The sequence below is a fragment of the Dietzia sp. 111N12-1 genome (genome assembly GCF_001658045.1).
Lineage (GTDB): Bacteria > Actinomycetota > Actinomycetes > Mycobacteriales > Mycobacteriaceae > Dietzia > Dietzia kunjamensis.
Genome location: NZ_LSSV01000035.1, coordinates 1 through 20185 on the forward strand (window position 1 = coordinate 1; position 20185 = coordinate 20185).

General features: G+C 70.2%; 18 protein-coding genes. 7 read left to right on the plus strand and 11 right to left on the minus strand.

Annotation, left to right across the window (positions count from 1 at the left end):
* Positions 1 to 137 precede the first annotated feature (137 nt).
* Entirely contained in the window at positions 138 to 1226 is a 1089-nt protein-coding gene (locus AYO52_RS09275) for a DUF1524 domain-containing protein (protein WP_067716288.1), read from the plus strand.
* A 64-nt stretch (positions 1227 to 1290) separates the two neighbouring features.
* Here AYO52_RS09275 and AYO52_RS09280 read toward each other — a convergent pair whose 3' ends face one another.
* On the minus strand, positions 1291 to 2922 hold the full coding sequence (locus AYO52_RS09280) for an ABC-F family ATP-binding cassette domain-containing protein (RefSeq protein ID WP_067716291.1): 1632 nt from the start codon (positions 2920 to 2922) through the stop codon (positions 1291 to 1293).
* Between the two features lie 432 nt (positions 2923 to 3354).
* Positions 3355 to 4149 carry a thioesterase family protein gene (locus tag AYO52_RS09285; protein WP_067716293.1) on the minus strand — a complete coding sequence of 265 codons (795 nt, stop codon included), beginning with the start codon at positions 4147 to 4149 and terminating at the stop codon, positions 3355 to 3357.
* Between the two features lie 36 nt (positions 4150 to 4185).
* On the opposite strand from AYO52_RS09285, the gene AYO52_RS09290 reads away from it, so the two are divergent.
* Entirely contained in the window at positions 4186 to 5448 is a 1263-nt protein-coding gene (locus tag AYO52_RS09290; protein ID WP_082923911.1) for a lycopene cyclase family protein, read from the plus strand.
* On the opposite strand, the gene AYO52_RS09295 is transcribed toward AYO52_RS09290, so the two are convergent.
* From AYO52_RS09295 to AYO52_RS09330, 8 genes are all read right to left on the minus strand, one after another.
* Positions 5410 to 6264 (minus strand): hypothetical protein, encoded by an 855-nt coding sequence (locus tag AYO52_RS09295; protein ID WP_241261157.1) that lies wholly within the window; start codon positions 6262 to 6264, stop codon positions 5410 to 5412. The two genes, AYO52_RS09290 and AYO52_RS09295, sit on opposite strands and share 39 nt — an antisense overlap.
* A gap of 137 nt (positions 6265 to 6401) precedes the next feature.
* The gene (locus AYO52_RS09300) at positions 6402 to 6860 is read right to left on the minus strand and encodes a metal-sulfur cluster assembly factor (RefSeq protein ID WP_371517556.1); all 459 of its coding nucleotides are present in this window, start codon (positions 6858 to 6860) and stop codon (positions 6402 to 6404) included.
* A 17-nt stretch (positions 6861 to 6877) separates the two neighbouring features.
* A complete protein-coding gene (gene sufU, locus AYO52_RS09305; RefSeq protein ID WP_067716299.1) occupies positions 6878 to 7330 on the minus strand; it encodes a Fe-S cluster assembly sulfur transfer protein SufU in 453 nt (150 codons plus the stop codon).
* The gene (locus AYO52_RS09310; RefSeq protein WP_067716302.1) at positions 7327 to 8586 is read right to left on the minus strand and encodes a cysteine desulfurase; all 1260 of its coding nucleotides are present in this window, start codon (positions 8584 to 8586) and stop codon (positions 7327 to 7329) included. Before AYO52_RS09310 ends, sufU begins: the two co-directional genes overlap by 4 nt.
* Before the next feature lie 18 nt (positions 8587 to 8604).
* On the minus strand, positions 8605 to 9375 hold the full coding sequence (sufC, locus tag AYO52_RS09315; RefSeq protein WP_067716304.1) for a Fe-S cluster assembly ATPase SufC: 771 nt from the start codon (positions 9373 to 9375) through the stop codon (positions 8605 to 8607).
* Positions 9376 to 9430: 55 nt separating this feature from the next.
* On the minus strand, positions 9431 to 10639 hold the full coding sequence (gene sufD / locus AYO52_RS09320; protein ID WP_067716307.1) for a Fe-S cluster assembly protein SufD: 1209 nt from the start codon (positions 10637 to 10639) through the stop codon (positions 9431 to 9433).
* Between the two features lie 5 nt (positions 10640 to 10644).
* Entirely contained in the window at positions 10645 to 12096 is a 1452-nt protein-coding gene (gene sufB / locus AYO52_RS09325; RefSeq protein WP_067716310.1) for a Fe-S cluster assembly protein SufB, read from the minus strand.
* Complete coding sequence (locus tag AYO52_RS09330) at positions 12093 to 12830, minus strand: metalloregulator ArsR/SmtB family transcription factor (protein WP_067716313.1); 738 nt, start codon at positions 12828 to 12830, stop codon at positions 12093 to 12095. The genes sufB and AYO52_RS09330 overlap by 4 nt, the downstream gene beginning before the upstream one ends.
* A 156-nt stretch (positions 12831 to 12986) precedes the next feature.
* Between AYO52_RS09330 and mptB the strand changes: the two genes are divergently transcribed.
* Genes mptB through AYO52_RS09350 form a run of 4 tightly spaced genes read left to right on the plus strand, consistent with a single transcriptional unit; the run spans position 12987 to position 17344 of the window.
* On the plus strand, positions 12987 to 14573 hold the full coding sequence (gene mptB / locus AYO52_RS09335) for a polyprenol phosphomannose-dependent alpha 1,6 mannosyltransferase MptB (RefSeq protein ID WP_067716315.1): 1587 nt from the start codon (positions 12987 to 12989) through the stop codon (positions 14571 to 14573).
* 25 nt (positions 14574 to 14598) lie between these two features.
* Positions 14599 to 15534 (plus strand): ABC transporter ATP-binding protein, encoded by a 936-nt coding sequence (locus AYO52_RS09340; RefSeq protein ID WP_067716318.1) that lies wholly within the window; start codon positions 14599 to 14601, stop codon positions 15532 to 15534.
* Positions 15531 to 16322, plus strand: coding sequence for an ABC transporter permease (locus AYO52_RS09345; RefSeq protein WP_067716321.1), 792 nt, complete (start codon positions 15531 to 15533; stop codon positions 16320 to 16322). Before AYO52_RS09340 ends, AYO52_RS09345 begins: the two co-directional genes overlap by 4 nt.
* A gap of 38 nt (positions 16323 to 16360) precedes the next feature.
* Positions 16361 to 17344: a heme A synthase gene (locus tag AYO52_RS09350; RefSeq protein ID WP_082923909.1), complete on the plus strand. Its 984-nt coding sequence runs from the start codon at positions 16361 to 16363 to the stop codon at positions 17342 to 17344.
* 162 nt (positions 17345 to 17506) lie between these two features.
* On the opposite strand, the gene AYO52_RS19270 is transcribed toward AYO52_RS09350, so the two are convergent.
* Positions 17507 to 19066 (minus strand): hypothetical protein, encoded by a 1560-nt coding sequence (locus AYO52_RS19270; RefSeq protein ID WP_067716326.1) that lies wholly within the window; start codon positions 19064 to 19066, stop codon positions 17507 to 17509.
* Between the two features lie 113 nt (positions 19067 to 19179).
* On the opposite strand from AYO52_RS19270, the gene AYO52_RS09360 reads away from it, so the two are divergent.
* Positions 19180 to 20148: a quinone oxidoreductase gene (locus AYO52_RS09360; protein ID WP_067716328.1), complete on the plus strand. Its 969-nt coding sequence runs from the start codon at positions 19180 to 19182 to the stop codon at positions 20146 to 20148.
* The last annotated feature ends 37 nt before the right edge of the window (positions 20149 to 20185 follow it).

The following is a 20185-nucleotide window of genomic DNA, read 5'->3' on the forward strand; positions in this document are numbered from 1 at the left end:
CCCACGGATGCAGCAGAAGAGCCTCTTTTAGGCCTCGTGACTTCGTTTCACTTCGCGACCTGTTGCCAGATACTCATTATTCGTCAGTCGGTCCCTCTACCGACCATCGTGTGCCGGGACGGAGTCTGAACGAAGCATTGGCTTACTACGCGAGCGCTGGAGCGGATGAGGGAGAAGAGCCCAAGTCCGACGGGGAGAGATTCCGTTCTCAGATCACGTTCGAGTCACTGCTCCTACACGTGCTTACGGTGATGTCCGATCATGACCCGAACGACAAGCGTTTGGACGACAGGAAGCTCGTCGCCAGGTTCACCGAGGTGCTCGAGACCTTGCCACCGGATTCCGTCGGCGAATGGTCCCGCAGGTTCGCATACACCCTTCTCAAGTGCAGGTACCTTTTCGACCGACTCGTCCTCAAGCGTGACGCCACAAAGGGCACTGGTCGGATAGACCCGTCGGACGATTCCGGGGGTTGGTCGCTCATGTCGTTCCGCCGTTCCAGTGAGGACAAGACCTCTGGCTACTACCGTGACACCTTCAACCGTGAGTCGGTCGGGTCGACGGACCGAACCGACCTCCAGAGGCGTCTAGTCCTCCTCGAATCCATGTTGCGTGTCACCTACACCGGACCCAGAACAATGCACTGGATCACCTTGGTGTTGCGGACTGCTCTCGCTAGCTTTCCAGAGAAGGTTGAGGGAACCTTCGACCGCTCTTTCGCCGAGCTGTACCTGGTGGCACTCACCAACTACGCACGCTCCAAGGTGCGAGAGGCGATGGGCTGGCCGGGGCTAGACGCGGGGACCAAGGTGCCGCGCATCGTATTCACCTATACCGACTACCTGCTGGTGATAGGCCCAGAACACTCGACGCTCTTCGCGGATTATCAATTCGGGTATCGGACCTCCGTTGAGCACTTCCGGCCCCAGCGCCCCGAGAAAGACATCGATCAGCGCCTGGTGGGTCTGTCCGACGCGACGTCTTTAGAGTTGTTCGGAAACCTTGCCCTGGTCACGGTCTCCGCCAACTCGAGATTCAGCAACCGATCACCTGCGGATAAGGCGGATTACCATCCCGACGCGCGCCGACAGAGTCCGAAACTCGAGGCGATGTGCGCTCTTCTTGAACGGTCGAATCGCGAGTGGAAGGATGCTCAAATACGTGAGCACGGCGAAGCCATGCGGGCGCTGCTCGAAGACGACCTCGCGCTGGAAGGAACCTACTGAATAGCACAGTCTCACGAGATGTAGACACCGCCAGACTCCGCAGGATTCGCATCAAGATACAGAATTACGCCAGCTCGACGATCTCCATGTATTCCTGGCTCCACAGGTCTTCGGTCCCGTCGGGCAGGATGATGACCCGCTCGGGCTCCAGGGCCTCCACCGCGCCGGGGTCGTGGGTGACCAGGACGACCGCGCCCTCGTAGCTGCGCAGGGCGTCGAGGACCTGCTCGCGCGAGATCGGGTCGAGGTTGTTGGTGGGCTCGTCGAGCAGCAGCACGTTGGCCGCCGAGGACACCAGTCCCGCCAGCGCCAGACGCGTGCGCTCACCACCGGACAGGGTGCCGGCGGGCTGCTCGAGCTGGGGTCCGGTGAACATGAACGCGCCCAGCAGGCTCCGCAGGTCCTGTTCCCCGGCGTCGGGGGCGGCGTGGCGGATGTTGTCCCACACGCTGGCGTCCATATCGAGGGTGTCGTGCTCCTGGGCGAAGTAGCCCACCTTCAGGCCGTGGCCGGAGACGACGCCACCCTCACCGTCGGTGCGCTCGACACCCGCGAGGAGCTTGAGCAGGGTGGTCTTGCCGGCGCCGTTGTACCCGAGCACCACCACCCGGCTGCCCTTGTCGATCGCCAGGTCCACCCCGGCGAAGACCTCCAGGGAGCCGTACATCTTGGTCAGGCCCTTGGCGAACATCGGGGTCTTGCCGCACGCGGCCGGGGTGGGGAACTTGATCCGCGCGGCCTTGTCGGCCACGCGGACCTCGTCGAGGTTGTCGATCATGGCCTCAGCGCGCCGGATCATCTGCTTGGCGGCGGCCGCCTTGGTGGCCTTGGCGCCCAGCTTGGCGGCCTGCATCTTGAGCTGCGAGGCCTTCTTCTCCGCATTCGCCTTCTCACGTCGGCGCCGGGCCTCGTCCGTGGCGCGGGCGTCGAGGTACTTCTTCCACCCCATGTTGTAGGCGTCGATCTCCCCGCGCACGGCGTCGAGGAACCACACCTTGTTCACCACGGCCTCGAGCAGCTCGACATCGTGGGAGATGATGATCAGCCCGCCCTCGTGCTTCTCGAGGAACTGGCGCAGCCAGGTGATGGAGTCGGCGTCGAGGTGGTTGGTGGGCTCGTCGAGCAGCAGCATGGTCTGCGATTTGCCGGCACCGTCGGAGGCGGCGAACAGGATCCGCGCCAACTCCACGCGGCGGCGCTGACCGCCGGACAAGGTGCCCAGATTCTGGGTGAGGATCCGGTCCTCCAGCCCCAGGCTGTTGCAGATGCGTGCGGCCTCGCTCTCGGCCTCGTAACCGCCGCGGGCGGAGAACTCGTCCTCGAGGCGCCCGTACTTACGCACGGCCTTGTCCATGGCCTTGTCGTCCGGTGCGGAGACCATCTGCTCCTGGGCGGCGGTCATGTCGGCCATGATCACGTCCAGCCCGCGGGCGGAGAGGACCCGGCTGCGCGCGAGCTGGTCCATGTTGCCCTCACGCGGGTCCTGCGGCAGATATCCCAGGTCACCGGTCCGGACGACCTTCCCGGCGTAGGGTTCACCTTCGCCGGCGAGGATCCTCATCGTCGTCGTCTTACCCGCGCCGTTCCGTCCCACCAGGCCGATCCGGTCGCCGGGCTGGACCCGCAGCGAGGACCCGTCCATGTGGAGCAGGGTGCGCACGCCGGCGCGCACCTCAAGGTCGTCGATGGTGATCACGTGCGCGGGTACCTCGCTGTAGCGTTCGGGGAAGAGTCGGCGGCCCGCCCGCTGGCGAGTCCGGGCCGACCTGCCACTCTACCTGCGGCGCGAGTGCGCCGACGAGTCCGGTGACGTGGGTCTCCGCGACCAGAGAGCGTGCGCCGAGTTCGCCTTCCGGCGGATTCTCTTGCCGCGCGTCGGTCGCTGCGACCTGTGGGCGGCCTGATTGGCGTACGTCGGATAAGGTCGGCGCCTTGGCGGCGTCGCGTCCTGCTGGCCGCGGCCCGTCCGCTGTGTGCAGCCGCTCCTGGCCCTGGCGTCTCGCTTCTGCAGATGTCCACGACAGCCCTCCTCGCCCCTCACGATGGCGTCTCGCCTGCGCATCGGGGCAGGCCAGGCGCCATCGTGAGGGGCGGCTGCAAAAGCCTGGCCACCCCGCCCGGCCCGCCTTCAACCCCCGCTGCGCCCGTACAGGTTCTGCACGCTGCGGCCGATCGGGCCGTGGTCGTCCGAGAGAAGGGTGTCGGTGAGCACCCCGTGGCCGGGGCCGCCGATCGTCTCCGAATCCAGGCGCACCCAGCCGGGCGCGGGCTCGCGGTGCAGGGAGACCACCAGGTCGCAGTTGATCGTCGGGTGGTCGACCGGGTCGGTGGCCAGGGAGACGCCGCTCGCGGAGTCGGCCACCACCACGGTGTGCTGCCACCCGGTCATCCGCTCCCCGGCGACCAGGTCGACCCGCGACCGCCCCCACGCCCGGGCCGGACCCAGTTCGTCCCCGCCGCCGGATTCGTAGGAGAAGTCGACCACGGAGAGGTACCCGCCGGCGTGGGCGAAACTCATCATGGGATCGCGCTCGCGCCTCTCGGGCACTGGCGGCGCCGCATGATCGCCCACCACGGGATAGTCCTCGGGCGTGCGCCGCATCAGCCAGCCGCGCGCGACCAACGTCGACCGGCCGCCCACGGACGCGGTCGCCTCGAGCAGCTCCACGCTGCGCCCGGGGCGGATCGTGCGCACCTCGATGTCCAGGGGCGCCACCGGCACGGGGCCCAGGACGTCGACGGACACCCTCGCCAGTCTCATGTCGGAGCCGGAGCCGGAGCCGGAGCCGGCCCGCTCCATGGCCCGCACCAGTAGCGCACTCGGCGGGCCGGCGTGCTGGGCCTCGGCGGACCACGGCCCGGCGGTGAGCGCCGTGGACTCGAAGCGGGCCTCGTCGACCTGCTGGTAGAACGCGTCGGACATGGGTCCCCTCTCGTGCGGGCGGTAGTGTCGATCCTGATGAATGCTACGGGTGGCGGTCTGTACGACGTCGCTGTCGTCGGGCTCGGTCCCGCCGGCCGCGCGCTCGCCTCCCGCTGTGCCGCATCCGGTCTCACCGTGTTGGCGCTGGACCCGCGCCCGGACGCACCGTGGCGCCAGACGCTCTCGGTGTGGGCCGACCAGGTCCCGATGTGGCTCCGGCCCGAGGCGTGCGGGGTGGACGTGCTCGCCCACACCGTGCCGGCCGCCGCCCTGTACGCGCCCGACAGAGCCGTGCTGCACCGTGAGTACGCCGTGCTGGACAACGAGGCCCTGCGCCGCGCGCTTCCGCTCGGCCCCGGCGTCACCGTCGAACTCGCGGAGGTCGACGACACCGGGGTCCGGGCCCTCACCGCCCGCGCGCACCGCGTGGTGGACTGCCGCGGCGCCGGCGGCCGGCTCAACCGGGGGCCCCTCCAGACCGCCTACGGGATCGTCGTGGACGCGGCCGACGCGGCGCCGGCGCTGGGCGGGGAGAACGCCCTGTTCATGGACTGGCGTACCGACTATCTCCGCGGCCGGAACGCCGACGACCACGACGACGACAACAGCCACGACGACAACAGCGACGACGACGAGGTCGGGCCCAGCTTCCTGTACGCGATCCCCGTGGGGCCGGACCGGGTCCTTCTGGAGGAGACGTGTCTGGCGGGCCTGCCCGCTCCGGTTCCCGCCGTCCTGGCGAGCCGGCTCCGCTCGAGACTGGCGGGCCGGGGGGTCTCCCCCGCGGCGATCGCGTCGCCGCTGTCCGTCGAGCGCGTACGGATCCCGCTCCTGCCCCGCCCCGGGCTAACGGAGGACCCGCGGGTCGAGGCGTTCGGCACCGCCGGTGGCCACGGGCACGCGGCAACGGGATACTCGGTGGCGGCGATGTTGGCGGCGGTGCCGGCGGCGGTGCACGCGATCGAGGCGGGATACCCGCTGCCGGCCCCCCGGTCGCCGCTGAGCACGGCCCTCCACGGTGTCGGACTGCGTGTCCTCCTGCGGGCCGATGACGGGACCCTGCGGGCGCTGTTCAACGCCTTCGGTCGACTCGACGGTCGCCGTCAGCGCTGGTTCCTCGACGCCGCCAGCCCCTCCTACCAGGTGGCCGCCGCCATGTGGGGCATGTGGTTCTCCATGCCCGCCCGGAACAAGGCCGGGATGGTCGCGGCGGTGCTGCGCCCGTCGACTCGTACGTCGGGCGGGGGTGTACCGATCACCTCAGCCGGAACGCGGACGGTACCCGTCGAAGGTGAGTGACAGGCCGCCCGGACGCCGCGAGAGGCGGAACATGGTGGACAGCGCCACGGCCGCGACGGCCACGGCCACGAGTTCGAAGGTCTCCTCGATGTACATCAGGACGAGATAGGCCGTCGACATGCCCGCGTCTGCGCGGTGGACGAGACCGGTCAGGCTCTCGATGACGATCGCGCCGGTCAGGAAGACGACGGCCGCCAGGAGCAGGGTGAGAGAGACGCGGCGCTTCAGGGCCAGCACGAGGCGGATGAGTAGTGCGCCGACGATCAGCGCGATGATCGCGCCGGGGATCACCCAGTTGTAGAAGGTGTCGAACGGCAGGTACGGGGCCATCCTGTCCCCCACCACGAACAATCGCTCGTGCAGGGCGGAGGCCTCGTCCACCGAGGCGGTGACGCCGACCGCGGCGAAGAGCCACCACGACTTCCGGAACCTGTCGGCGGTGAGAGCGGCGAGGGCGGCGAAGATACCGACGAGGAGCCAGATCGTCGAGGCGAACCACACCGCGATGTTGCCCTCGGCGCCGATGTCGAAGGCCGTCCACAGGAGGTTCCAGGTGTGCCAGGGCTGGTCGCTGCCCGTGCGGTGGACCATGAGGAGCAGGAAGCCGGACAGCGGCGCGAGCAGGATCGACGGGGGCAGCACCACCCACGCGGTCGCCTTGGTGAGACTCATCGTCCGGGCCCGGGCCCGGGCCCGGTCCTGAGAACCGGCCGCGGCGTCCGCCGCGCCGCGGTCCTCATCCGACGGGGTGTCGATCGGGCCACCGGAGGGTCCGCCGACCGGACGGTCTGACGGTCGGTCAGCGGGGCGAGACATGTATTCAGCGTAAACGGCCGGTGAACGGAACAGCCAATCAGGTCGTCTGGCCCCCGGCCGGAAGAACGACCCGGACACGAAGAGCGCCCGCCCTCATCGAGAGGGGGCGGGCGCTCTGTCGCGTGACCGGGGCGCGGCTACACCGTGAAGCCGATGGCGCGGAGCTGCTCGCGGCCGTCGTCGGTGATCATCTGCGGTCCCCACGGCGGCATCCAGACCCAGTTGAGCTCGAGGTCGTTGACGAGATCGGCGCCGATCGTCGCGCTGCGGGCCTGATCCTCGATGACGTCCGTCAGGGGGCAGGCCGCGGAGGTCAGCGTCATGTCGACGCGGGCGATCGTCGAGCCCTCGGTCTCACCCGGGCGAACCCAGATGTCGTAGACCAGTCCGAGGTCGACCACGTTGATCCCGAGCTCGGGGTCGACCACGTCGCGCATGGCCTCCTCGAGGTCGGCGACGAGGGCCAGGTCCTCCTCGGACTGCTCCGGCCGGTTGGGGTCGGGGCGGAACTCGCCGTTGTAGACGGTTCCGGCCGGGGTGGCGTTCTCCTCGGTCGACGCGGACTCGTCGACCGACGGATCGTTGGCAGGGGTCATCTGCTCGGTCATGTCACTCACTCCTGATGGTGTTCGGTCTGTCGGCCGAGGGCGTCCTTGAACGCCATCCAGCCCAGCAGTGCGCACTTGACGCGCGCGGGGTACCTCGACACCCCGGCCAGCGCCACGGCGTCGTCGAGGATCTCCTCGTCGCCCTCGTCCTGTCCGCGGGAGGAGATCATCGCCTGGAAGGCGTCGACCACCTCCAGCGACTCCGTCACGGGACGGCCGACCAGTAGCTCGGCCATCATCGAGGTCGAGGCCTGGCTGATGGAACATCCCTGCGCGTCGTAGGACACGTCCTCCACGGTGGCGAGATCGTCGGACAACTGCAACCGCAGTGTCAGCTCGTCGCCACAGGTGGGATTGACGTGGTGCACCTCGGCGCCGAAGGGCTCCCGCAGTCCGCTGTGCTGCGGACGGCGGTAGTGGTCGAGGATGACCTCCTGGTACATCTGCTCGAGTTTCACGTGAGCGCCCCTTCCACTCCGAAGAACTGCTGGGCCCGGCGCAGGGACCTCGCGAGCGCCTCGACCTCGTCGAGGGTGTTGTACAGCGCGAACGAGGCCCGCACGGTGGACTGCACGCCGAGACGCCGGTGCAGCGGCCATGCGCAGTGGTGCCCCACTCTGACGGCCACACCGTCGTCGTCGAGCACCTGGCTCACGTCGTGGGCGTGGATTCCGTCCACGACGAAGGAGACGGCGCCGCCGCGCGAGATCATGTCCGTCGGGCCGACGATCCGGATCCCCGGGATCTGGCCGAGGGCGTCGAGCGCGGCCACGGTGAGGGACTCCTCGTGGCGGGCGATGGTCTCCATCCCGACCTGTTCGAGGTAGCGCACCGCCGCGGCGAGCCCGACCGCCTGGGACACCATGGGCACCCCGGCCTCGAATCGCTGGGGCGGGTCTGCGTAGGTCGTCTCCTCCATGGTGACGGTGGAGATCATCGACCCGCCGGTGAGGACCGGTGGCATGGCCCGCAGCAACTCGCGCCGGCCGTAGAGGACACCGATGCCCGTGGGCCCGAGCATCTTGTGGCCGGAGAACGCCGCGAAGTCGACGCCGAGGGCGTGGAAGTCCACCGCCATGTGCGGCACCGACTGGCAGGCGTCCAGCACGACGAGCGCGCCGACGGCCCGGGCGGACTCCACCACGCGGGCGACGTCCGTCACCGCGCCGGTGACGTTGGACTGGTGGGTCAGGGCGACGACCTTGACCGCGTCGGTGAGCACGAGCGAGTCGAGGTCGATCCGACCGTCGTCGGTCACGCCGTACCAGCGCAGCGTGGCGCCGGTGCGTCGGCACAGCTCCTGCCACGGCACCAGGTTCGCGTGGTGCTCGAGCTCGCTGATGACGACCTCGTCCCCGGGGCCCACCGCGTACTCGCCGAAGCGCTGGTCACCCAGGGCGAAGGCCACGAGGTTGAGCGCCTCGGTGGCGTTCTTGGTGAAGACCAGCTCGTCGACGTCGGCACCCACGAACCGCGCGATGTCGGCACGGGCGCCCTCGTAGGCGTCCGTCGCCTCCTCGGCGAGTTGGTGCGCACCGCGGTGGACGGCCGCGTTGGAGTGCAGCAGGAAGTCCCGCTCGGCGTCCAACACCTGTGTCGGGCGCTGCGAGGTCGCCCCGGAGTCGAGGTAGACCAGGGGCTTTCCGTCACGGACCGTGCGCTGCAGGATCGGGAAATCCGAGCGCACGGCGGTGAGATCGAGGGTCGAGGTCATGTTCTCCCAGCTGTCCGGTCAGGCGTTCGCCGGCGTCAGGTACTTCTCGTACCCGTTCGCCTCGAGCTCGTCGGCCAGTTCTGCGCCACCGGAGGCGGCGACGCGGCCGTCGACGAACACGTGGACCTTGTCGGGGGTGATGTACTTCAGGATGCGGGTGTAGTGCGTGATCAGCAGGATGCCGCCGTTCTCCTCCGCCTTGTAGCGGTTGACACCCTCGGAGACCACGCGCAGCGCGTCCACGTCGAGGCCGGAGTCGGTCTCGTCGAGCACGGCGATCTTCGGCTTGAGCAGGTCAAGCTGCAGGATCTCGTGGCGCTTCTTCTCGCCGCCGGAGAATCCCTCGTTGACGCTGCGCTCGGAGAACGCCGGGTCGAAGTCGAGGTCGGACATGGCCTCCTTGACCTCCTTGACCCAGTGACGGAGCTTGGGTGCCTCACCGCGGACGGCGGTGGCCGCGGAACGCAGGAAGTTCGCGGTGGAGACACCGGGGATCTCGGTGGGGTACTGCATGGCCAGGAACAGGCCGGCGCGCGCCCGCTCGTCGACCTCCATCGACAGGACGTCCTCGCCGTCGAGCGTCACGGTGCCGCCGGTGACCTCGTACTTGGGGTGGCCGGCGATGACGTAGGCGAGGGTGGACTTGCCGGAGCCGTTCGGCCCCATGATGGCGTGGGTCTGTCCCGACTCGATGGTCAGGTCGACCCCCTTGAGGATCTCGACGGTCTCGGGTGAGTCCTCGGTCGCGGCGACGCGGGCCGTGAGGCCCTTGATCTCGAGAGTGGTCATGGGTAGTGCTCGCAATCTGTGTGAGAAGTCGTGGGGGATGTACTGGCGGGGCTCGTCAGATGCCGGAGGACTCCAGCTCCGACTCGACGGCCTCGGTGATCCGCTCGCGCACCTCCGGCACGCCGATGCGGTTGATCACCTCGCCGAAGAACCCGCGGATCACGAGTCGCCGTGCGACGTCCTCGGGAATGCCCCGGGACATGAGGTAGAACAACTGCTCCTCGTCGAACCGTCCCACGGCGCTGGCGTGGCCCGCACCGGCGATCTCGCCGGTCTCGATCTCCAGGTTCGGAACCGAGTCGGCGCGGGCACCGTCGGTGAGCACCAGGTTGCGGTTCATCTCGTAGGTGTCGGTGCCCACGGCCCGGGCGCGGATCAGCACGTCACCGATCCAGACGGTGTGTGCGTCCGGCAGGTTCGACTTGGCGTCGCCCTGCAGCGCGCCCTTGTAGAGGATCCGCGAGGTGCAGTTGGGCTCCGAGTGGTCCACGAGAAGACGGTGCTCGAGGTGCTGCCCGTCGTCGGCGTAGTACAGGCCGTTGAGGGTGACCGTGCCACCGGGGGCGGTGAACCGTGCGAACGGGGAGACGCGGACGAGTTCGCCACCGAACGTCACCGTCGTGTAGGTCAGTGTCGCGTCGCGGCCGACCTGCAGGTGGTGACCCGCGAGGTGCAGGGCGTCGTCGTCCCAGTCCTGGATGAGCACGATCTCGAGGTGGGCGGAGTCGCCGACGATGAACTCGACGTTCTCGGCGATCGTTCCGCCGCCGCGCTGGTCCACGACGAACGTGGCGTTGGCGAACGCCTCGAGCCGGACCTGGGTGTGGCCGTAGGCCAGTTCGCCCTCGCCCGGGCCGTCGACGGTGACGTAGACGGGCTCGTCGATCACGGTCTCCTTGGCGACCGTGATGACGGTGGCCTCGGCGGCGGAGCTGAACGCCTGCGCGGCGACGCGGTCGCGGGGGGCCCCGGCCTCGCCGACGCGCTTGTCGTCCATGGCGACCGTCTCGACGGTCAGACCGTCGTGCTCGGCGACGGACGCCAGCAGGCGACCGGTCGCAGTGATGTTGGAGCCGTCGTGGATACCGCGCAGACGACGCAGCGGGGTGAACCGCCAGATCTCGTCCTTGTGGCTGGGTACCTCGAAGGCGCCCACGTCGAACGACGAGAACTGGTCGCCCTTGGTGGCGTCGACGGGGACGCCGTAGCGGTCCGTCAGGGGTGCCGGGGTGGACCCGGTCTCGGGTGTGGTGGTGTCGGTCATGGTGGTCAGCCCACCGATCCTTCCATCTGCAGTTCGATCAGGCGGTTGAGCTCGAGTGCGTACTCCATCGGGAGTTCCTTGGCGATCGGCTCGACGAAACCACGCACGATCATGGCCATCGCCTCGTCCTCGGCCAGGCCGCGGCTCATGAGGTAGAACAGCTGGTCCTGGCTCACCTTCGAGACCGTGGCCTCGTGCCCCAGCGTGACGTCATCCTCTCGGATGTCGATGTAGGGGTAGGTGTCGGACCGGCTGATGTTGTCGACCAGCAACGCGTCGCACTCGACGTTGGACTTCGAGCCCTTCGCACCGGCGTTGATCTGGACCAGGCCGCGGTAGGCGGACCGCCCGCCGCCACGAGCCACCGACTTGGAGACGATGTTCGAGGACGTGTTGGGCGCCAGGTGCAGCATCTTGGAACCGGTGTCCTGGTGCTGGCCCTCACCGGCGAACGCCACGGAGAGGACCTCGCCCTTGGCGTGCTCACCGGTCAGCCAGACCGCCGGGTACTTCATCGTCACCTTGGAGCCGATGTTGCCGTCGATCCACTCCATGGTGGCGCCCTCTTCGGCACGGGCACGCTTGGTGACGAGGTTGTAGACGTTGTTCGACCAGTTCTGGATGGTCGTGTAGCGGCACCGGCCGCCCTTCTTGACGACGATCTCGACGACCGCCGAGTGCAGGGAATCCGACTTGTAGATCGGCGCGGTGCAGCCCTCGACGTAGTGGACGTAGGCGCCCTCGTCGACGATGATCAGCGTCCGCTCGAACTGGCCCATGTTCTCGGTGTTGATCCGGAAGTACGCCTGCAGCGGGATGTCCACCTGCACGCCCGGCGGGACGTAGATGAACGAGCCACCGGACCAGACGGCCGTGTTGAGGGCGGAGAACTTGTTGTCACCGGAGGGGATGACCGAGCCGAAGTACTCCTCGAAGTACTCGGGATGCTCCTTGAGCGCCGTGTCGGTGTCCATGAAGATGACACCCTGGCTCTCCAGGTCCTCACGGATCTGGTGGTAGACCACCTCGGACTCGTACTGCGCGGCGACGCCGGCCACGAGCCGCTGCTTCTCCGCCTCGGGGATGCCGAGCTTGTCGTAGGTGTTCTTGATGTCCTCGGGCAGGTCCTCCCAGCTGGTGGCCTGCTTCTCCGTGGAACGGACGAAGTACTTGATGTTGTCGAACTCGATACCGGACAGATCCGAACCCCAGGTGGGCATCGGCTTCTTGTCGAAGATCTTCAGGGCCTTGAGCCGCTTGGAGAGCATCCAGTCGGATTCGCTCTTCTTGGCGGAGATGTCACGCACGACCGCCTCGGACAGGCCGCGCTGCGCGGTGGCACCGGCGTCGTCCGAGTCGTGCCAGCCGTAGTTGTACTGGCCGATGGAGGCGATTCGTTCCTCATCGGTGGTCGGCTCCGTGACGTCGGCCGTCACCTGATCGGGGGTGATGGTCATCGCACTGTCCTTTCGGCGGTCGGTGCCGACGCGGACGCGTCGGCCGGTGCAGGGATCGTGGCCGCGAGGTCACTCACGGTCACGGTCCCGGTCGGGATGTTGGTGGTGCAGGCGCAGTTGCCGCCCGCGATGGTGGCGAGCCGCTGGACGTGGGTGCCCACTATCTCGGACACCACCTCCTGCTCGGCAGCGCACAGTTCGGGGAACCGGGAGGCGACGTTCCACACCGGGCAGTGGTGCTGGCAGATCTGCAGGCCGCTGCCGGCCTCCTCCACGGAGGACGCGTACCCGGCGCCGGACAGCGCGGTGGCGATGTCCGTGGCGGCGCGCTCGACGTCGTGCGGGCCCTCGGCCGGACGGACGTGACCGATCACCGAGCGCACCCGCTCGCGGGCGAACTCCGTGACCGCGGCCGTGCCGCCGATTCGACGCAGGGCGGTCAGCGCCTCGACCGCCAGGTGGTCGTACCCGTGGCGGGCGGTGCTGCGACCGGAGACGGTCATCTGGAACGCCTTGGCCGGGCGACCGCGGGTTCCCGCCGGCCGCGAACGCACGGCCTCCACCTCGCCGGCCTCGACCAGATGGTCCAGGTGTCGCCGGACACCGGCGGCGGTGAGCCCCAGCTCGTGTCCGATCTCGACGGCGGTGAGTGCTCCGCGCTCCAACAGGAGTTCCCGGATCGACGAGCGGGTGTCGGGCCGCGTGCTGCTCTCGAACACGTGCTGCACGCTCATACGCCACTCCCTTCCGGTTATGCTCGGTGCGCCCGGTCGGGACGCACCTCCTGATATTACGCAACACTTCTGTTTCGGAAATATTCCCCCCACCCCCGGGCGCGCCGCCGGGGTGAGGTGTGCGACGACAGCGGCGGTGGAGGAAGGGTCGGGACTGTGGCACGCGATTACCCCAGGCGTGGTGCCGGGTCGGTCACCTCCCGCCTCCACGCGCAGGAACTGTCCACCGGGTCCCCGTTGTCCGCGGAGATGGCCCGCCTGCGCCGCATCCGTCTGATCGGCACCACCGCCGCCGTGGCGATGGCGATCGGGGCGCTCGGGGCCGGCGCGTTGCCCGTCCTGCAGAACCCGATCGCCGGCGAGCGACTGTTCGGCCTGTGGCTGCGCCTGCAGCAGTCCTCGATGACGGTCGTCATGGCGGGGATGGTCACGGTGACCCTGTGTTGGCTGCTGCTGGCCCCGTACGTGCTCGGTCGGGATCGGCGGGGCCGGATCAGTGGTCGGATCGACCGCGCGACGCTCGACCGGGTGATCGCGTCGTGGGCGCTCCCCCTCGCGCTGGCTCCGCCGATGTTCAGCCGGGACGTCTACAGCTACCTGGCACAGGGAGCGATCGGCAACGAGCTCGACGATCCCTATGAACTCGGACCGGTCCCTGCACTGGGGACCTCCCACGCGCTCACCATCAACGTCCCGGACATCTGGCGCGATACGCCCAACCAGTACGGACCGTTGTTCCTGGGGGTGCAGAAGGTCATCCACGGGCTCACCGGCGACGACGTGGTGGCCGGGACCATCCTGCACCGGGTCGTGGCCGTGATCGGGATCCTCATGCTGGGCTGGGCCGTCCCACGGCTCGCCGAGTACTGCGGCGTGTCCGACGTCGCCGCCCTCTGGCTGGCCGTGGCCAACCCCCTGGTCCTGTTCCACCTCGTCTCCGGCATCCACTCCGAGGCGCTGATGATGGGCCTGCTGGCGGTCGGACTGGTGCTGGCGCTCCGCGCGGTGGACGCCCCCGGATCCGGGTGGCGCACCACCTCGCTGTTCATCCTGGGCACCGTCCTGGTCACCGGCTCGGCCTTGGTCAAACTCCCCACCGTGGTGGCGTTGGGGTTCATCGGCATGGCCCTGGCGCGCCGGTGGGGTGCGAGCTGGTCCGCCACCCTGCGCGCGGCGTCGGTCATGGTGGCGGTGAGCGGGGTGACCACCGGGGTGGCGATGGTTGTCACCTCGTCCGGCCTCGGCTGGATCACCAAGCTCGGGGCGGCCACCTCGCTGCGCAGCTGGCTCTCTCCGCCCACCGCGCTCGGTGTGATCGTCGGCGGGATCGGACAGTATCTCGGGCTCGGGGACCACACCGAACAGATCCTCGTCATGGTGCAGACCACCGCGCTGGTCGCGGCCGGCGCGTTCACCGTCCGCATGCTGTTCGCGGTCCAGGCGGGTCGGATCAACCCGGTCGGCGGGCTGGGGGTGTCCATGGCCGCGATCGTCCTGTGTTTCCCCGTCGTGCAGCCCTGGTACGTCCTGTGGGCGCTGGTCCCGTTGGCCGCGTGGGCCTCACGGGTGGAATTCCGCCTCCCGGTGGTGGCCGTGAGCGCGGTGCTGGCCTGCTTCACCCTTCCGCCGGGTGCGGGACTGCCCCCGTTCGTGACCGTCCAGGCCTGGGCGGCGACCGTGGCGGTGGTCGCCGTCCTGCTGGTCGCACTGTTCCGGTGGCCGGGGCTGTTGCGCTTCCGCTAGCCGGACCGGCCTACACTCGGATCCCGTGACCTCTCCGACGGATACGCCCGCGCTGCACGTCGAGGGGCTCGTCAAGAGGTTCGGGGCGACCACCGCCGTCGCCGGCCTGGACCTGCGACTCGAGCGCGGGCAGGTCATGGCACTTCTGGGGCCCAACGGGGCGGGCAAGACCACCACGGTCGAGATCTGCGAGGGATTCTCCCGTCCCGACGCGGGCACCGTGCGGGTGCTGGGCCTGGACCCGGTCATCGATCGTCAGCGGGTCCGCAGCCGCATCGGGATGATGCTCCAGGGCGGCGGCTCCTACCCCGCCGCCAGGGTGGGCGAGATGCTCCGGCTGGTGGCGTCCTACTACGCCGATCCCCTCGATCCGGACTGGTTGCTGGGGGAACTCGGACTCACCGAGCACGTCCGGACCCCGTACCGGCGCCTGTCCGGCGGCCAACAGCAGCGGCTGTCCCTGGCGATCGCGGTCATCGGCCGGCCGGAGCTGGTCTTCCTCGACGAGCCGACCGCCGGTCTCGACGCCCAGTCGCGCCGGGCCGTGTGGGACCTCGTTCACGCGCTGCGTCGCGACGGCGCCGCGGTGCTGCTCACCACCCACCTCATGGACGAGGCGGCCTCGCTCGCCGACGAGGTCGTGATCGTCGACCACGGCCGGCGCGTCGCCTCCGGGACGCCCGCCGAACTCGAACGCGCCGGGACCGCGGAGGGCGTCACCCTCGTCGTCGACGGCGAGGTGTCCCCGTCGCTGCTCGCCGGCGTTTTCGGTGGGGAGCACACGGTCGCGGCGGGGACCGCCGCCGGCGTCCTCGAGGTCCATGGCCCGGTCTCCCCCGAACTCATGACCGCCATGTGTGCAGCCCTCGAGCGGGCCGGCGTCCAACTCACCTCCCTGGCCACCCGCACCAGGAGTCTCGAGGAGGTCTTCCTCGACCTGACCGGACGGGAACTGCGATGACCCACACCCAGACCGGCGGCAATCGCTTCGCCCCCGGCACCTTCGCCCGCCCGTCGGCGCCGGCGTCCCCGGCCCGGATGACCGCCGCCCAGACCCGTATGGAGCTGGCCCTGTTCCTGCGCAACGGTGAACAGCTCCTCGTGGCCCTGGTCATCCCCGTCGCCATCCTCTTCGGCCTCACCGCGATCGACTTCGGTGCGGTACCGGATCCGCGGGTCGATCACGCGATCACCGCGGTACTGACCATCTCCGTCATGGGGACAGCCTTCACCGGCCAGGCGATCGCCGTGGGCTTCGACCGCCGGTACGGCGCCCTCAAACGTCTCGGGGGCACCCCCCTGCCGCCGGCGGTCATCATCCTCGGCAAGATCCTCGCGACGCTCGTGCTGGTGGCCGGCCAGGCGGTCGTCCTCGGCGTCATCGCGGCGCTGCTGGGATGGCGGCCCGAGCTCCCGGGGCTGGCGCTGGGGGCGCTCGTGATCGCCCTGGGATCGGTGGCGTTCTCCGCCGTGGGGCTCCTACTCGGGGGCACCCTGCGTGCGGAGATCGTCCTGGCCCTGGCCAACCTCATCTGGTTCGTCCTCATCGGGGGCGCCGGACTCGCGATCGGGGTGGTCGACCTCCCCTCCGCGGTGGCCGACCTCCTCGTCGTCGTCCCCTCCTACGCGCTGACCTCCGCGCTGGGCACGGCGCTCGCCGGCGGCGTCCCCGCCCTGGCCGCGCTGTCCCTGGTCCTCTGGACGGCCGTGTGTGGCGGATTTGCCGTGCGTCACTTCTCGTTCACCTGATAGCAGACCCCGGCGCGCCGCGGCCTAGAATCGGGGCCGTGACCTCGACATCGCACGCCCCGACATCCGGAACCCCGGCCGCGAGCGACCCCGGGCGATCGACCGGACCGTTGTCCCGCCTTCCCGTTCCGTCGATCCGGGTCCAGAAGGGTGTCGCGCTCGCCAACGTCATCGCCCAGATCGGCATCATGACCACCGGCGTCACCGTGCGCGTGACCGCCTCCGGTCTGGGTTGCGAGACCTGGCCGCAGTGCAACGAGGCCAGTTTCGTGCCCGTCCCCGGCGCCGCACCGGCGCTGCACCAGGCGGTCGAGTTCGGCAACCGCCTGCTCACCTTCGTCCTGGCGGCGGTCGCCGTGGCGCTGCTCCTCGCGGTGTACCGCGCCGGGCGCCGCCGCGGCCTCAAGGCACTCGCCTGGGCCATGCCGGCGGGCATCCTCGCCCAGGCCGTGATCGGCGGGATCACCGTCCTGGCCGGCCTCGCGTGGTGGACCGTCGCGCTGCACCTGCTGCCCTCGATGATCCTCGCCTGGCTCGCCGCCGTCCTCTTCGTCCGCATCGGCGAGGCCGACACCGCGCCGCCCCGGCGGGTCATGCCCAAGCCGATGACGTGGCTGACCGTGCTGTCGGCCGTCCTGCTCACCGGCGTCCTCACCACCGGGACGATGGTGACAGGGGCCGGACCCCATGCCGGCGACGCGCGCATCACCGCGGCAGATCGACTCCAGATGCCCATCCAGTGGCTCGTCCACTTCCACGCCGAACTCATGGTGGGTTACGTCTGCCTGCTCATCGGGTTGCTGGCCGGGCTCGTCGCGCTGCGGACGGAGGGCCCCGCGATCCGGCGGAGCGCGATCCTCATCGGACTCATCGCGGCGCAGGCGGTCATCGGGATCACCCAGTACCAGCTCGGGGTGCCCGAGCTGCTGGTCGTGGCGCACGTGACCCTGGCGGGTGCGATCACCGCCGTCACCGGCGCCCTGTGGGCGGCGGGCGTCATCAGGGACCGCGTGCCGGCCTGACAGGGTCGCCGACCCCGGTAGGGTCGCGGGGTACGCGTCGCCTCTGTACGGGTGACGGCCCGGTGCGCGTCCTCTCCGGTCCCTTCGGGGCGCGCACCCGGCCGACCGAAGAAATAACAGCGGCCCCGCCGATCGGCGGGGCCGCTGTTGTCGCGCGGGAGGTCAGACCAGGGAGCCCGATCCAGCCATGCGCTTCCAGTGTCCGGCGGGGACATCGGTACGCGAGACCAGCTCGCGCGTCCAGTCCGATCCGGTGAGGCCGGAGATCCCGTCGCGGACCGCCTCGGCCTGCGACAGGCTGTCGACCATCGTGTCCCCCAGCACGCCGTCGGCGCCGACCAGGGTGACGCGGACCCCGCAGCGGCCCACAGGCTGGAGGACGACGTCCGCCGCGCCGCCGTGCCGGGACAGGAACTTCTCGACGAACTTCACCGTCTTGGCCGGTGGGGTGGGTCCCGCCGGCACCGGCGCCGCGTCGATCTTCTCGGCGGGTGCCTTCTCGGTCGGCTGGACCTCCGCGGCGGCCGGCTTCTCCGACTCCTGCGCCGCGGGCTCGTCGGCCGGGGGCACCGCCGCCGGCTGCGACGCGGCCGGCGCATCCGCCGGGCGATCGGTCGCGGACGGCGCCGGAGCGGCCTTCCCCGCCGTCGGCTCGTCGCTCTTCGACTCGGCCGCGGAGTCCGTGGTGGCGGAGTCCGTGGTGGCGGCGGCGCCGCCCAGCGCCAGGCCACCGCTCTTGCCCCCGCCCGGCGCCTTGGCCTTGCTCCCGCCGCCGAGGGTCAGGCCACCCGACTTACCGCCACCGGGCGCCTTGGCCTTGCTCCCGCCGCCGAGCGTCAGGCCACCGGACTTCTTCTCCGTCGACACGGCGGACGCATCGGCGGCGGAGGTGGAGTCGGCGTCGGACGTGGAGTCGGCCCCGGGCTCGGACCCCGCCTCGGTCGGGGTGACGGGGTCCGCCTGAGCTACGGGTGCTGCGTCGGGCGTGGCGGTGGACGGGGCATCGTCCTTCTCGTCCTTCTGGTCACCAGCGGAGGCGGCAGCCGCACCTGCGGCTGCCGCGGCACCGGCTGCGCCACCCAGGACGAGCTTGCCCGCCGACCCCCCGCCGGGAGCCTTGGCCTTGGACCCACCGCCGAGCTTCAGTCCCCCGCCGGACGTGGTCGCCGGGGCGGACGCCGTCGGGGCGGACCCTGCCGGAGCGGCCACCGGCTCGTCCGACGACTTCGCGGCCGTGCTCGGCTTGGTGGCATCGGCCTGGGCGGAGGGCGCCGGATCCGCAGCGGGCTCGGACGGGGCCTCGGGCGAAGCGGGAACCTCCGCGGCCGGCGCCGTCGATGCGTGCGCCGCGGGAGCGCCACCGTCGACCTCCGTGATCCGGGAACCGTGCAACGTGGAGGCCCCTCCGCCCGGGGCGCGCGGGGCGCGCCGACCCAGGGTGATCCCCCCGCCCGCGCCGCCGGCGGCCGCCGGGGCCGGGGTCTGCCGCACCTCGGCAGGCGCCTCCTGCGTCGCGGCAGGCGCCTCCTGCGCCGACCCGGGAGCCCCCGCCGGCGCCTGCGCCTCCGTGTCAGGCGCGGACGGCGCCGGCGCCTCCTCGGTGACCGCATCGGCTCGGGCGGGTGCGGCCGCCGCCCCGGACCCACTGGTGGTGATCTCGGGCCAGCCGGTCGCCCGGACTCGCGGCCCCCCGGCGTACTGGGAAAGGATCTGCAGGCTCATGGGGGTAGCCTATCGCCTCCCCCGCCCCGCTTCCGCCGGGAGTCCCGCGAACCGGCGAACCGGAGTCCGGGCACCGGCTGCGGCGGACGACACACTTCCGGATACTGGGCGCCATGAGAGCCATAGAGATCTCCAGGCACGGCGGACCCGAGGTGCTCACACCGGTCGAGGCGGGTGTCCCCTCACCCGGGCCGGGCGACGTGGTCGTCCGCACCACCGCGATCGGGGTCAACTACATCGACACCTACTTCCGCGAGGGCACCTACGCCCGGGACCTGCCGTTCGTCCCCGGCAGCGAGGGGACGGGAGTGGTCGAGGTACTCGGCGAGGGGACGCCCGACCTGATGGTCGGCGATCGGGTGGCGTGGTGTCAGGTGCCGGGGTCGTACGCCCAGTACGTCGTCGCGCCCGCCGAGTCGCTGGTGACGGTGCCGGAGGGTATCGACGACGAGGTGGCGGCCTCGATGCTGTTGCAGGGGCTCACGGCGCACTACCTGATCACCGACACCCACCGGGCCCTCCCCGGCGATACCGTGCTGATCACCGCGGGTGCAGGCGGGGTCGGGCAGCTGCTCATCCAACTGGCAGTCGCCCATGGCCACCGTGTGATCACCACGACCTCGACCGAGGAGAAGGCGGGCCTGTGTCGCGAACTGGGGGCGCACCACGTGCTGCTCTATCCCGACGCGACCCCGGAGAGGATCAGGGAACTCTCCGACGGCGGTGTCTCCGTGGTGTTCGACGGCGTGGGCCGGGAGACCTTCGACGACAGCCTGGCCTCGCTGGCCCGCCGCGGGACCCTGGTGCTGTTCGGCGCGGCGAGCGGCCCGGTCCCGCCGGTGGACCCGCAACGGCTCAACGCCGCGGGCTCGGTGTTCCTCACCCGCCCGAGCCTGGGTGACTTCATCGCCGGGACCGGGGAGTTCCGTGAGCGGGCCGGCGAGGTCCTCGAGGGGATAGTCGACGGCTCGCTCCGGTTGTCGGTGGGCGCGACGTTCGGATTGTCGGAGGCGGCGGAAGCGCACCGGGCGCTGCAGTCCCGGCAGACCACGGGTTCGGTCGTCCTCGACCCCGCCCGCTGAGCGCCCTCGACCCCGCCCGCTGAGCGCCCTCGACCCC